The sequence below is a fragment of the Streptomyces formicae genome, assembly GCF_002556545.1.
In the GTDB taxonomy this organism is placed as follows: Bacteria; Actinomycetota; Actinomycetes; order Streptomycetales; family Streptomycetaceae; genus Streptomyces; species Streptomyces formicae_A.
Genome location: NZ_CP022685.1, coordinates 1,100,538 through 1,114,263 on the forward strand (window position 1 = coordinate 1,100,538; position 13,726 = coordinate 1,114,263).

Sequence of the window (13,726 nt, forward strand, 5' to 3'; positions counted from 1 at the left end):
TGGAGCAGGGCGGCGAAGAGGTGCCCGCGGTGCACGCCGCGTGGAGCAGAATGTCCGTCACCCGCACCGGCCAAGGAGCACCGCGTGACCATCCTCGCCCTGTACCTGCCCGGCTCCGGCGCCCTCCCCCGCTGGGCGCGGATCACGGTCGGCATCGTCGTCCTCGGGCTCATCGCCACGCGCCTGTGGCTGACGTTCCGCCGCCGGAAGTAATCGTCTTCGCGGTTTCCACGCACTCACCCTTTCCCCGACCCCAGCGTCAGGCCCGCGATGAAGTGCCGCTGGAGGAGCAGGAAGACCAGGACCGTGGGGAGGGCCACCAGGACCGAGCCCGCGGCCAACAGGTTGTAGTCGGTGAAGAATTGACCGCGCAGGTTGTTCAGGGACGAGGTGATCGGGAGCTTGTCCGGGTTGGAGATGAAGATGAGGGCCCAGAGGAAGTCGTTATAGATCCAGGTGAATTCGAGGGTCGCGAGGGCCGCGAGGGCCGGGCGGCACAGCGGCAGGGTGATCCGCCAGAACTGGGTCCACACGCCCGCGCCGTCCACGATCGCCGCCTCCAGGATCTCCTTGGGGAGCGTCCGCATGAAGTTGGAGAGGACGAAGACGCAGAAGCCGATCTGGAAGCCGACGTTGACGAGGACGAGCGCCCAGAGAGAGTCGTAGAGGGTGAGCGAGTCCGACATCCACCAGGGCAGCGGGATCTTCAGGAACAGGGCGTAGAGCGGCGTCACGAGGACCTGCGGAGGCAGCAGGTTTCCCGCGGTGAACAGCATCAGCAGGAGCATGCCGCCGCGGATCCGCACCCGTGAGACGGCGAAGGCGACGAACGACGCGAGGAACAGCGTCAGGAGCACCGCGGGAACGGCGATCAGCAGGGTGTTGGTGAAGTACTTGCCCATGCCGGATTCGGTGTACGCCTGGCGGTAGTAGTCGAAGGACATGTGCTCGGGCCAGGAGAAGTAGCCGTGTTCTGCCGTCTCCTCGTACGGGCGCAACGACGCGTAGACGGCGAGCAGGAGCGGCGCGAGGAAGGCGAGGGAGACGGCCGCGAGGAAGAGCGGGACCCCGAACCGGCCGCGGCGGCGCGGGCGTTCGGCGCGCGTCGGCTCGCGTGCGGGACGGTCGGACGCGCGGTCGGCGGAGGCGGCACGCAGGTCGGCGGTCATCGGTCGCGCGCACCTCGCAGCTCTTGGACCAGGAACGTCACGATGAATCCCAGGGAGACGGTGAGCAGGACGACCGCGATGGCGGACCCGAATCCGATGCGGCTCGCCTCGCCGATGATGTTGTCGGTGATGAGTACGGAGAGGAGTTCGAGGCCGTTGCGGCCCTTGTTCACCGCGTACACGATGTCGAAGGCCCGCAGCGCTTCGATGACCGTGATCACGCCAACGATGACGTTGACGGGGCGCAGCGTGGGAAAGACGACGCGGAAGAAGGTCTGGCGGGTGTTCGCGCCGTCGATCGCGGCCGCTTCCTTGAGCGCGGGATCGACCGATTTGAGCCCGGCCAGATAGAGGATCATCACGTATCCGGTGTGCCGCCAGCTCGCGGCGATCATCATCATCCAGATGTTGAGGTCGGAATTGCCGAGCCAGTCGATGGGGTCGCTCTCATTGCCGAGCGCCGTATTGATCACGCCTTGGTCCGTGCCGAGCAGGAGTTGGGCCATGAAGCCGACGACGGCGAGCGAGAGCACGACCGGCATGTACAGCACGGACTGGTAGAAGCGGCTGAACCGTACGCCCCGGTCGATGAGGACGGCGAGCAGGAGCCCGAAGGGCGTGGCCACGAGGCCGAGAAAGGCGATCCAGAGGAGGTTGTGGCGGACCGCGGGCCAGAAAGCCGGGTAGTTGTCGACGAGGCTCTCGTAATTCTTGCCGCCTACCCAGTGGATGTCGCCGATACCGTCCCACGAGGTGAAGGACAGACCGATGGAGGCCAGCGTCGGCCCCCACACGATGACGGCTTCGAGGAGGACGGGAATTCCCAGGAGTACGCCGAGGACGACGGTGTCACGGCGTGTGAAGCGCCGCGGGCCCCTTCGCCCGGCGCGTCCGGCGGATTTCGACGGTACGGAGCGCGATCCCCTCATGGTCAGCATGGTCAGCCGACGGCCTGCGCGAAGATGTCCTTCTTCTGCCGCTCGATGCGGTTGACGAGACCGTCGACGTCGCCCGGGTCGTCGATGAAGTCCTGCAGCGCCTTGATCATGACGGTCTGCGCGAAGTCGGGGCGGGTGTCCCGGTCGAGGAACTGCGAGATCTGCTTGGCCCCGGAGACCAGTTCGGCCGACTTCTTCTGCAACGCGGTGTACGTGGCGGTGTCCGCCTTGTCGTTGACCGCGACGTTGTTCGGGTCACCGGCCAGATAGACCTCTTCGGCCTCGGGCGTTCCCAGCCACGTCAGGAGGTCTTTCCCCGCATCGACGTTCTTGGCCTTCTTCGCGATCAGGAATCCGTCGATCGGCGCCTCCACGGCGTCCTGTCCGTGAGCGGGGTCGATCTCGGGGAAGGCGAAGAAGTCGATGTCGTCCCGCTCCTTGGCCGGGAACTGCTGCCCCGGATGCGGCATTCCGAAGACGGCCATGCCCGTCCTGCGTTTCTGCAGGCCCTGCCCCGCCTCCTCCCAGGTCCGGCCGAGCGCGCCCTTCTGGTAGTACGGCATGAGTTCGCGCCACAGGTCGAAGACCTTCTTGACCTTGGTGTCCGTCCAGGCTTCCTCGCCCGCCATCAGCCCCTTGTGGAAGTCGTATCCGTTCAGGCGCATGTTGATGTAGTCGAAGGTTCCCATGGCGGGCCAGCCGTCCTTGTCGCAGAAGGCGACCGGAATCCCGTCCCTGTACATCTTCTTGGCGAGCGCGATGAACTCGTCCCAGGTCTTGGCCTGTTCGTACCCCCGTTCCGCAAAGAGACTCTTGCGGTGGAAGACGGCCCACGGATAGTAGTAGTACGGCACGAAGTACTGCTTGCCGTCGTGCGTGGACTGATCCTTCAGCGCCTGGGAGAAGCCACTGAACCCCTTCCACACATCGCTGATGTCGACCAGCAGGCCCTTCTCCGCGAAGTACTGCATGCGATATCCGGCGAACCACATGAAGACGTCGTCCGGGGTGGCCCGCAGATAGCGCGTGATGTTCTGCTGGAATTCGTTGTGCTCTGTGGTGTGGACCTTGACGGTCTTGCCGGTCTTCTTCTTGTACGCGTCGAAGGCGTCCTGGAACGCCTTCTTCGGCACCGCGTCCGAGGAGTTGGAGCCCATCGTGACTTCGTTCTTCTTGCCGCCTGGTCCGTCCCCGCAGGCGCTGAGCAGTGCGGGGAGGGTGACCGCCCCGGCTCCGGCGGCCGCACCGCGCAGGACATTGCGCCGGGACATCCGATGTCCTGTCATGCTCCGTGGCGCGACGGGACCGCTGAACGATGACTGTGCCATGTCCCCCTCCTCGGGGTGCAACCAAACACAACCGAACGCGAGGGTTGGATCCCACTCCCAAGAGGCACCGCAGTCAAGGGTTTTGGCGCCAGGCGGCCGAACCGTTACCGCTCCCCTTCCAACAGACTCCAACACGCCCTACCGTAAGCGCGCACGCATGACACGTACACGCAAACCCCTCATCTTCCGCGAGTACGGAGGAACGTCACGATGCGTCATCTCCCATCCCGCACAACCCGCCGCAGAGTGGTCGGATCGCTCGCCACCGCACTGCTCTGTGCGGCCGGTCTCGCCGCGCCGGCGTCCGCCGCCGCGGCCCCCGCCCCTCCCGCGTCCTCCGCGGCCACGCGCGACACGGCGGGCAGCTCCTCCGCCGATCCCGGCGTGCGGCTCCCCGACGGCCTCGCCCTCACCCCGCCCATGGGCTTCAACAACTGGAACTCCACCCATTGCAGGGCCGAGTTCGACGAGGCGATGGTCAAGGGGATCGCCGACATCTTCGTCGAGAAGGGGCTCAAGGACGCCGGGTACCAGTACGTCAACCTCGACGACTGCTGGGCGCTGCCCGCGCGCGACGCGAACGGCAAGCTGGTGCCCGACCCCAAGCGATTCCCCAACGGCATCAAGGCAGTTGCCGACTACGTGCACGCCAAGGGCCTGAAGCTCGGCATCTACACCAGCGCGGGCACCAAGACCTGCAACCCGGCCGGTTTCCCCGGCGCGCTCGGCCATGAGCGCAGCGACGCCCAGCAGTTCGCCGAATGGGGCGTCGACTACCTCAAGTACGACAACTGCAACAACCAGGGCGTGGACGCCAAACAGCGCTACATCACGATGCGCGACGCGCTGAAGGCCGCCTCCGAGTCGGTCGGCAGGCCCATCGTCTACAGCATCTGCGAGTGGGGCGAGAACAAGCCCTGGGAGTGGGCCGCCGACGTCGGCCACCTGTGGCGCACCACCGGGGACATCAGCGACAGCTGGGGCTCGATGGTGTCGATCATGAAGCAGAACCTGCCGCTCGCCAAGTACGCGGGTCCCGGCCGCTGGAACGACCCCGACATGCTCGAGGTCGGCAACGGCGGCATGAGCGACACCGAGTACCGCACGCACTTCTCGATGTGGTCGATCATGGCCGCGCCGCTGCTCATCGGCTCCGATCTGCGCAAGGCGACGCCTGAGACCTACGAGATCCTCGGCAACAAGGAAGTCATCGCCGTCGACCAGGACCCCCTGGGCAAGCAGGGCGAGGTGCTCTCGACGCAGAACGGCCGCTGGGTCGTCGCCAAGGAGATGAAGGACGGCAGCCGCGCCGTCGCCCTCTTCAACGAGACCGGGACCGCCCAGTCCATCGCCACCACCGCGAAGGCCGTCGGCCTGCCCGCCGCAGACGGGTACACACTGCGCGACCTGTGGCAGCACAAGAGCTACAACACCGCGGGGGCGATCTCGGCGACCGTGCCCGCGCACGGCACCGTCCTGCTCCGCGTGTCGGCGGACGACAAGTGGGCCAAGAACCCGCCTGCCGTCGAACTCGGCGCGGACGGCGCCGCGTTGGTCGAGGCGGGCAAGCGGACCACGCTCACCTCCAAGGTGACCGACCTCGGCCGCACCGCCGCCAAGAACGTGTCGGTCGCGCTCACCGGGCCCTCCGGCTGGCGCCTGAAGGCCACCTCGCCGACCACCGCGAAGTCGCTGCGCACCGGCCAGTCGCTCACCACGTCCTGGTCCGTCACCGCACCGGCGGGCACGGCGCCCGGCAAGTACGACCTCACGCTCAAGAGCACCTACCGCTCGCCCCAGGGGGCCCGCGCCGAGAGCGTCCTGCCCCTGACGGCCGACGTGGTCGTCGCACCGCCCGCGGGCAGTTCGGCCCTGGGCGACCTGCCGTGGATCACCGCGACCAACGGCTGGGGCCCCGTCGAACGCAACACCAGCAACGGCGAGAACGTCGGCGGTGACGGCAACCCGATCACCATCGGCGGCACGGTGTACGCCAAGGGGCTCGGCGTCCACGCGGACAGCGCGGTCGAGTACTACACCGGCGGCACCTGCGAGAAGGTCACCGCGCAGGTCGGCGTCGACGACGAGAAGCTCCTCAAGGGCACGGTCGTCTTCGAGATCTGGGCGGACGGCAAGAAGGTCGCGTCCACCGGAGTCCTCACCAACGCCATGCCCGCACAGGAACTGTCGGCGGACGTGACCGGCGCCCGGCTGGTCCGCCTGGTCGTCACGGACGGCGGGGACGGCAACGACTCGGACCACGCGGACTGGGGGGATGCGACGTTGAGTTGCTGAGGTGAGGCGCTGAGGTGAGGTGCTGAGGGCTGGGGCGGGGCGTCAGGCACGGGGCGCGCCGGGGCATGTCCGGTGCGCTTGGCCCGCCCCGTGGCCTTCGGGCTCGCGGGGCATCGCAAGCTGGGGTACTGCGCCACGGACCGAGGTGCGGCGCCGTGAGCCGAGGCCCAACGCTCCTGACTGAGGCACAGCCCCGCGAGCCAAGGCCCGCCCGACGCCGCGGACCGAAGCCCGACATCCAGGCCCGCGGACGGGAACCGCAAGCCAACGCTTGAAGATCCCGGCCCGCAGGCCGACGGCAGGGGGCCGGGCCGCTCCGGGTCGGGCCGGGGCGGGCAGCACCGGGTCTGGCCGGGGCGGGGCGGAGCGGGCAGCACCGGGGATCAGGCGCCGTCGGGGATCAGGCCCCGTCGAGGCAGCGCCGCGCAGGCGCCACCCCGACGCGCCCAACCCCTCCGCACCCAACCCCGACCCAACCCCTCCTACGCAGGCCGCAATTCCACAGCCGCGCTCGACCCACTACTACCGAGCGCGGCCGCCGCCGCGCCGACCAGGCCCGCGTCCGTCCCCATCAGGGCCGGAGCCACGGTCAGTTGGCGTACGAACGAGAGCGTGGCGTAGTCGCGCAGGGCGCGGCGCAGTGGGGTGAAGAGCACGTCGCCCGCCTTGCCCACTCCCCCGCCGATCACCGCGATGTCGATCTCGACGAGCGTCGCCGTCGCGGCGATGCCCGCCGCCAGCGCCTGCGCCGCGCGCTCGAAGGAGGCGAGGGCCACCGGGTCGCCCGCGCGCGCGGCGGTCGCCACCGCGGCCGCCGACGTGTCGCCGTCCGGGCCCGGTACCCAGCCGCCCTCGAGCGCACGGCGCGCGATGTTCGGCCCGCTCGCTATCCGCTCGACGCAGCCGCGCGCCCCGCACGGGCACGGGTCGCCGTCGAGGTCCACGCTGATGTGGCCGATGTGCCCCGCGTTGCCCGTGGGGCCGGGATGCAGCGCGCCGCCAAGGACCAGACCGCCGCCGACGCCCGTGGAGACCACCATGCACAGCGCGTTGTCGTGGCCGCGGGCCGCGCCCTGCCAGTGTTCGGCCGCGGTCATCGCGACGCCGTCGCCGACCAGGGCGACGGGCAGCCCGCCGGTGACCGCACGGACCCGGTCGACCAGGGGGTAGCCGCGCCAGCCGGGGATGTTGACGGGGCTGACCGTCCCTGCCGACGCGTCCACGGGGCCCGCGCTGCCGATCCCCACCGTGCCGACCCCGCCCCACAGTTGACTGGACGTCAGCTCGCCGAGCACCTCCTCGACCGCCCGCATGACCGTGTCGCCCTCCTCCCGCGAGGGCGTCGGCCGCTGGGCGCGCAGCACGATCCGGCCGCGGCCGTCCACCAGGGCTCCGGCGATCTTGGTGCCGCCGATGTCGAGTGCGGCGACGAGGTCCATGTGCATCTGTGTCGGGTCTCCTGGTGTATGGGCAGGCCGGAGAGTGCGTTGGACAGTCTCTCTCGCATCTGACAACGTTGTCCAGGCTCTATGCTCGACGCCACATGCTCATGGACCACCTCATGGACGACAGGACAGGACAGCGCACCGTGGCCGAGACCGCCTCCCGCCGACCCGAGAACCGCTACGGCAACCGTCCGACCATGAAGGACGTCGCCGCGCGCGCGGGCGTGGGCCTCAAGACGGTCTCGCGTGTCGTCAACGGTGAACCCGGCGTCACCCCCGACACCGAACGCCGTGTGCAGGAGGCCATCGAGGCGTTGGGCTTCCGCCGCAACGACAGCGCCCGCGTGCTGCGCAAGGGCCGCACCGCCAGCATCGGCCTGGTGCTCGAAGACCTCGCGGACCCCTTCTACGGACCGCTGAGCCGCGCCGTTGAGGAGGTCGCGCGGGCGCACGGCGCGCTCCTCATCAACGGATCGAGCGCCGAAGACCCGGACCGCGAACAGGAGTTGGTGCTCGCGCTGTGCGCCCGCCGGGTCGACGGCCTCGTGGTCATCCCGGCCGGTGACGACCACCGCTATCTGGAGCCGGAGATCGCTGCCGGTGTCGCCACCGTCTTCGTCGACCGGCCCGCCGGGAAGATCGACGCCGACGTCGTGCTCTCCGACAGCTTCGGCGGCGCGCGGGACGGCGTCGCCCACCTCATCGCGCACGGCCACCGCCGCATCGGCTTCATCGGCGACCAGCCGCGCATCCACACCGCCATAGAGCGGCTGCGCGGCTACCGCGCGGCCATGGAGGACGCGAGCATCCCCGTCGACGAGGCCTGGGTCTCGCTCGGCCTCACCGACCCGGAGCGCGTCCGCACGGCGGCCGAGGCGATGCTGACGGGCCCCGATCCGGTCACCGCCGTCTTCGCGGGCAACAACCGCGTGACCGTGACCGTCATCCGGGTCCTCGCCGCGCTGGACCGCACCGTGGCCCTGGTCGGCTTCGACGACATCGAGCTCGCGGATCTGCTGGAGCCCGGAGTGACCGTCGTCGCGCAGGACGCCGCACAGTTGGGCAGGACCGCGGCCGAACGGCTCTTCCGCCAGCTCGACGGCGCCTCGGACGCGCCCGAGCGCATCGAACTGCCGACGCGGCTCATCCAGCGCGGGTCGGGGGAACTGCGGCCCGCGGACTGAGCGCGCTGGCGGGGTGGGCGGTCGTCGTCAGACGCCGAGTTCCTCGATGACCCCGCTGATGCTCCCGGCCGCCGTCACCCGAGTGACCGCTGCGTCCAGCCAGTGCGGATCACCCAGCCGGTGCGCCGCCTTGGCCTCGGCGGCCTGCGCGAACAACCCGCCCAGCAGGCCGATGTCGCCGTAGGCGTAGGAGTGTTTGTGGTGGGTGTACCGCGCCGACCAGTCCTCGTACGGATCGCGCACCAGTGCCCGCACGGAACAGGCCCTGCGGCCGAACTCCCCGGGACCGAAAGCAGTCATCCCCTCCATGACGGAGGAGGCCATCCACGCCCACTGGGTGGAACGCACGTCCAGGTCCACGATCCTGGACCACGGGAGCACCGCACGGCATCGCGGCGCCATCGGCCCGTGGTGTTCCATGCCGTCCTCCGTCAGGACGAGCCATGAGCAGCCCGCTCGCGTCGAGTCACCGATGACCCATCGGTCACCGACCCGCTGAAGCGGTCCGAGCTGCTCTGCCATGAAGTCTCCGGTCCGGTCCCTGATGCCCCCTGACGCCCATGGGCGCCACCTCGCACCAAAACCCTACCTACCGGTCATTTCTCCGTCCTGGCCGCCCCCGCTCGTCCCGGCTCAGGGCCAGAACACGACCGCAAGCGCGATCAACGTGCCCAGGGCGACGACCCCACCGACGATGCCGAAGACCTTGGCGGCCTTCTGGCCGGTGGGCTTGATCTCACGCCAGCCGAGCTCCGCCGCCACGCCCCTGATCAACCGGTGGCCCGCGGTGGAGGAGAAGCTCTGCCGGTCGGCACCGGCCAGGGAGCCGCTCGTGACCCAGTACCGGCTTCGGCCCGTCTCGACGGTCCGTCCGCGCAGCGGTCCTGGGCCGTGGGTCTCCGTGCGGACGATGTCCGTCATGACGAAGGTCAGCTCCCCCGGGTCCAACGCGACGCGGTAGGTGTGGACCTGAGTGGTGTGGCGGCTCGTCGTCGGGACGTCCGCGACCAGGTCGAACCCCCGTTCCCTGCGCTGGAACCGGTACGCGGTGGCCGCGTCCGTGAGGGACTCCTGGACACGGGCGGAGAACGCCTCCGTGCCGTCGGCGCGGTGGGCTTCGCTCATGGGCGCGCCCCTTTCCTGGTCCGTGGTGTCAGCAGGTCGGCAGGCCCGGCAGCGGCTTGTCGTTGTCGCCGCCGGTGATGTAGACGTCGCTGACGAAGACGTTCCTGTTGCCGCTGTCGTCGTCCGTCTTGGCCCACCAGACGTTCGTCCAGCGGCCGTACGTCTCGCGGCGGCCCAGGTTCTGCTGGCAGTAGAAGTAGTTGGTGCCCGAGTTCAGGCTGCCCGCCTCGGCGCCGGACGCGGTGTAGGACGTCGCGGTGCGCCACACCGAGCAGTTGTACTTGCCGCCGCCCGCCGGGTGGCAGACCGGGTCCGGCTCGGAGCCGCCGCCACCACCGCCCGAAGGGCCTCCGGTCGGCTTGGTGGTGGGGTCGGGCCGGGACGAGGACGCGTCGCCGTTCTTGTCCCCGCCGTCCCGCTCGCCCTTGTCCCGGTCCGACGACCCACCGTCGTCCCTGTCCTTGTCCTTGCCCTTGCTCTCGTTCTTGTCGCCGTCCGGCTTCGTGTCCGGCTCGCGGGATTTCTCGTCACCCTGCTTCGACGGCTCGGGCCGCTGGGACGCGCCACCGAGGGGGCCGTTGCTGTCGTCGTCGGCGCGGTCGACGTCGCTCCCCGCGGCCGCGCTCTCCTTGGCCCGGCTGTCGCTGTCGTCCTTGCCCTGGAGAAGGGCCACGGCCGTGCCTGTCGCCGCGAGCACGACGGCCACGGCAGCGGCGGCGAGCCAGGCCCGGCCCTTGCGCGGCCGTCGCGTGGTGCGGGTCGCGCCGAGGTCCACGGCGGGCGGGCTCTGCGGCTCGCCGAAGGGCGCCTGCGCGGCGGGCGACGGCGGCGGTCCGAAGCCGGGCGGCGGCGTGTTCGGAATGCTGCGTACCGTCTGCTGACGCGGCTCCGGGGCCTCCCGCAGCGCGGCCGTGGCCACGTCCCCGGCGGCCGACGCGGCCACCCCGGCGAGCAGCCCGCACGCGGCGGCCGCGTCGGGCCGCGCCTGCGGGTCCTTGTGCATCAGCTGCCGCAGTACGGGAGTCAGGGGGCCGGAGCGGCGCGGCTCGGGCAGCGGGTCGACGACGATCGCGGTGAGCGTCGACCACGTCGACGTACGGCGGAAGGGGGAGTCGCCCTCGACCGCGGCGTACAGGGTGGCGCCGAGCGCCCAGACGTCGGACGCCGGTCCCGGGTCGTGGCCCTGGGCGCGCTCGGGCGCCAAGTAGTCCAGAGAGCCGATCAGTTCGCCGCTGCGGGTCAGGTGCGTCGCCGATCCGTCGCCGGGGTCCTCCATCGTCGCGATGCCGAAGTCCGTGAGGACGACGCGTCCCCCGGTCTCCAGGAGGATGTTGCCCGGCTTCACGTCGCGGTGCAGGACGCCCACGCGGTGCGCGGCGGCCAGGGCCTCCATGACCTTGGCGCCGACGGCCGCCGCCTCGCGCGGTTCGAGGGTGCCGCGCTCGCGCAGCACGTCGTCGAGGGAAGGGCCTTCGACGAGCTCCATGACGATGAGGGGGCGGCCGTCCTCCTCCGCCACGTCGTGCACGGCGACCACTCCGGGGTGGCGCACCCGGGCGGCGGCTCTCGCCTCGCGCTGCATCCGCAGGCGCAGGTCGGCCAGTTCGCCACCGGCCGCGTCCGTGAACGTGCGCAGTTCCTTGACCGCCACCTCGCGGTGCAGCACCTCGTCGACCGCGCGCCACACGACGCCCATGCCGCCGCGCCCGAGCTGGGCCACGACGCGATAGCGCCCGGCGAGCAGCCGTCCGGCCCCGCCCGTCTGTTCCTGATCCCCCGAAGACACCGCTGCCCCGTTCCCCGCGTCACCACGTTCCGTGGCGTACAGAGTACGGGGCAGCTGTGACAGGCCGTGTCCGGTGTTACTTGCCCGATGCCGTGAGGTCGCCGCGGCGCGGTCCCGAGAAGCCCTGGAGACGGGCCAGGGTCAGGCCGGTGAGCCGGGTGACCTCGCCCGCGTCGAGCGCGCCGCAGTCCAGGCCGCGCAGCAGGTATCCGGCGAGCGCCTTGGCGGTGGCGGGCTCGTCGGCCACGCCGCCGCCCTCGTGGTGGCCCGCGTAGGCGGCGAGGCGGGCGGCGGCCGCCTCGAAGCCCTCGCGGTAGAACGCGAACACGGCGGCGTAGCGCGTGGGGATGTGGCCGGGGTGCATGTCCCAGCCCTGGTAGTAGGCGCGGGCCAGGGCGCGCCGGGTGAGGCCGTAGTGCAGCCGCCAGGCGTCGTGGACCTGCTCGGTGGTGCCGACGGGCAGGACGTTGGTGGAGCCGTCGGAGACGCGCACTCCGGTGCCCGCGGCGGCGACCTGCATGACGGCCTTGGCGTGGTCGGCCGCCGGGTGGTCGCTGGCCTGGTAGGCGGCGCTGACGTGCAGGCAGGCGCTGTAGTCGAAGGTGCCGTAGTGCAGTCCGGTGGCGCGGCCCTCGGCGGCCTGGATCATGCGGGCCACGGCGGCGGTGCCGTCGGTGGCGAGGATGGACTGGCTGGTCTCGATCTGGATCTCGAAGCCGATGCGGCCCCGCTCCAGGCCGCGCGCCTTCTCGAACTCCTCCAGGAGGCGCACCATCGCGGTGACCTGCTCCGGGTAGGTCACCTTCGGCAGCGTGAGGACGAGCCCGTCGGGCAGGCCGCCCGCCTCCATGAGTCCGGACAGGAAGATGTCGAGGGTGCGGATGCCTCGGTCACGCACCGCCTCCTCCATGCACTTCATGCGGATGCCCATGTACGGGGCCGCGGTGCCGTTCTGGTACGCCTCCGCGACCAGGCGGGCCGCGCGGGCGGCGTCCTGGTCCTCGTCGGCGCCCTTGTAGCCGTCCTCGAAGTCGATGCGCAGGTCTTCGACGGGCTCGCGCTCCAGCTTGGCGCGCACGCGCGTGTAGACGGCGTCGGCGAGGTCGTCGCCCAGGCCGAGGACGGCGGCGAAGGAGGCGGCGTCCGGGGCGTGCTCGTCGAGCATCGCCAGGGCCTGGTCGCCCCAGGTCCTGATGGAGGCCGCGTCGAACTGCTCACCGGGGACGTACACGGTGTGGACCGGCTGACGGGTGCCGGGGTCTCCGGGATAGCGGCGCTCGAGCTCCGCGTCCACCGGGGCGAGGGAAGCGCTGATGCCCTCGCTGACCGCGCCCGCGAGGCTCGTTGCCACCTTCTCTTGCTGACCCATTCCTGCACCCTCCACACACTCAGCGTTGCCTGGTGTTTCCGCTCACGTTTCCGCTTCACGGAATCAAGAATCCGTATGGCGAAGTTATCTGGCGACCTTCCCGCCGGTCAACACCCGACCAATTCTTGACTGGTCCCCGACAACCAGCGTTCACGTCTGTCTCAGATCCAGCTTCCACACTTCGGTCCGCCCGCTCCATCCTGGCGCCACCTACCGAAGGAGACCGCGTGCCGACCGACACAGGAGTCGTGAGCTCCGCCACCCGGGCGAGCGCGGTGGAGCGCCCGGGGCGGCGCCTGGAGGTCATGTCCTTCAACCTCCGCTACGCGAGCACCACCCCGCCGAACACCTGGGCGGAGCGCCGCCCGGTCACCCGTGAATTGCTCCGCAGGGCCCGGCCCCACGTCATCGGCAGCCAGGAAGGGCTCTACGACCAGGTGCGGGACGTCGCGGCCGACCTCGGCCCGCACTACGACTGGATCGGCACGGGCCGCGCGGGCGGCAGCCGCGACGAGTTCGAGACCGTCTACTACGACACCCGCAGGCTGTGGCCCGTCGCGTACGACCACTACTGGCTCTCGGACGCCCCGGAGCTCATCGGCTCCAACACCTGGGGCGGCGGTTCGATCCGCATGGTCACCTGGGTGCGCTTCCGGGATCTGCGCACGGACGGCGAGCTGTACGTCCTCAACACCCATCTCGACAGCGTGAGCCAGTACGCGCGCACGCGCGGCGCCGCCCTGATCGTCGAGCGCCTCGGCCGCCTCGACCGGTCCCTGCCCCTGGTGGTGACGGGCGACTTCAACGTCGCCGCGCACAAGAATCCCGTCCACGGCACGATGCTCGGCGCGGGCCTCGTCGACACCTGGGACGCCGCCGACCGGCGGAGCAGGGCGTACGCCACCTTCCACGGCTACCGGCCGCTGGTGCCGGACGGCGACCGCATCGACTGGATCCTGGTGACCCCCGAGGTCCACGTCCACGAGGCGTCGATCAACACGTTCTCGCTGGAGGGACAGTTCCCGAGCGACCATCTGCCCGTGCAGGCGAGCCTGACGCTGTGACGCGCCGAGGCCCTCGTCCCGCG

The 13,726-nt window shown here is 70.4% G+C and carries 12 protein-coding genes; 4 read left to right on the plus strand and 8 right to left on the minus strand.

Annotation, left to right across the window (positions count from 1 at the left end):
- The first annotated feature begins 84 nt into the window (after window positions 1-84).
- A complete protein-coding gene (locus tag KY5_RS42920; protein WP_267894262.1) occupies window positions 85-213 on the plus strand; it encodes a hypothetical protein in 129 nt (42 codons plus the stop codon).
- Between the two features lie 23 nt (window positions 214-236).
- Here the strand turns inward: KY5_RS42920 and KY5_RS04410 are convergent, their stop codons facing one another.
- Genes KY5_RS04410 through KY5_RS04420 form a run of 3 tightly spaced genes read right to left on the minus strand, consistent with a single transcriptional unit; the run spans window position 237 to window position 3,378 of the window.
- On the minus strand, window positions 237-1,169 hold the full coding sequence (locus KY5_RS04410; protein WP_098240948.1) for a carbohydrate ABC transporter permease: 933 nt from the start codon (window positions 1,167-1,169) through the stop codon (window positions 237-239).
- Window positions 1,166-2,098, minus strand: coding sequence for a carbohydrate ABC transporter permease (locus KY5_RS04415; protein ID WP_098247054.1), 933 nt, complete (start codon window positions 2,096-2,098; stop codon window positions 1,166-1,168). The genes KY5_RS04410 and KY5_RS04415 overlap by 4 nt, the downstream gene beginning before the upstream one ends.
- A gap of 11 nt (window positions 2,099-2,109) precedes the next feature.
- A complete protein-coding gene (locus tag KY5_RS04420; RefSeq protein ID WP_098240949.1) occupies window positions 2,110-3,378 on the minus strand; it encodes an ABC transporter substrate-binding protein in 1,269 nt (422 codons plus the stop codon).
- Window positions 3,379-3,645: 267 nt separating this feature from the next.
- On the opposite strand from KY5_RS04420, the gene KY5_RS04425 reads away from it, so the two are divergent.
- The gene (locus KY5_RS04425) at window positions 3,646-5,730 is read left to right on the plus strand and encodes an NPCBM/NEW2 domain-containing protein (RefSeq protein WP_199842929.1); all 2,085 of its coding nucleotides are present in this window, start codon (window positions 3,646-3,648) and stop codon (window positions 5,728-5,730) included.
- A gap of 482 nt (window positions 5,731-6,212) precedes the next feature.
- Here the strand turns inward: KY5_RS04425 and KY5_RS04430 are convergent, their stop codons facing one another.
- Window positions 6,213-7,175, minus strand: a complete 963-nt coding sequence (locus KY5_RS04430; RefSeq protein WP_098240951.1) for an ROK family protein — start codon at window positions 7,173-7,175, stop codon at window positions 6,213-6,215.
- A gap of 116 nt (window positions 7,176-7,291) precedes the next feature.
- Here KY5_RS04430 and KY5_RS04435 point away from each other — a divergent pair, with 116 nt between their 5' ends.
- On the plus strand, window positions 7,292-8,359 hold the full coding sequence (locus tag KY5_RS04435; RefSeq protein WP_098247055.1) for a LacI family DNA-binding transcriptional regulator: 1,068 nt from the start codon (window positions 7,292-7,294) through the stop codon (window positions 8,357-8,359).
- Between the two features lie 27 nt (window positions 8,360-8,386).
- Here KY5_RS04435 and KY5_RS04440 read toward each other — a convergent pair whose 3' ends face one another.
- The 4 genes from KY5_RS04440 to KY5_RS04455 form a co-directional block, all read right to left on the minus strand.
- Window positions 8,387-8,881 (minus strand): hypothetical protein, encoded by a 495-nt coding sequence (locus KY5_RS04440; protein WP_098240952.1) that lies wholly within the window; start codon window positions 8,879-8,881, stop codon window positions 8,387-8,389.
- 111 nt (window positions 8,882-8,992) lie between these two features.
- The gene (locus tag KY5_RS04445; RefSeq protein WP_098240953.1) at window positions 8,993-9,484 is read right to left on the minus strand and encodes a hypothetical protein; all 492 of its coding nucleotides are present in this window, start codon (window positions 9,482-9,484) and stop codon (window positions 8,993-8,995) included.
- A gap of 28 nt (window positions 9,485-9,512) precedes the next feature.
- Entirely contained in the window at window positions 9,513-11,270 is a 1,758-nt protein-coding gene (locus tag KY5_RS04450) for a serine/threonine protein kinase (protein WP_098240954.1), read from the minus strand.
- Window positions 11,271-11,346: 76 nt separating this feature from the next.
- On the minus strand, window positions 11,347-12,639 hold the full coding sequence (locus KY5_RS04455) for a DUF6986 family protein (protein WP_098240955.1): 1,293 nt from the start codon (window positions 12,637-12,639) through the stop codon (window positions 11,347-11,349).
- A gap of 227 nt (window positions 12,640-12,866) precedes the next feature.
- Between KY5_RS04455 and KY5_RS04460 the strand changes: the two genes are divergently transcribed.
- Window positions 12,867-13,703, plus strand: a complete 837-nt coding sequence (locus KY5_RS04460; RefSeq protein WP_234362612.1) for an endonuclease/exonuclease/phosphatase family protein — start codon at window positions 12,867-12,869, stop codon at window positions 13,701-13,703.
- The last annotated feature ends 23 nt before the right edge of the window (window positions 13,704-13,726 follow it).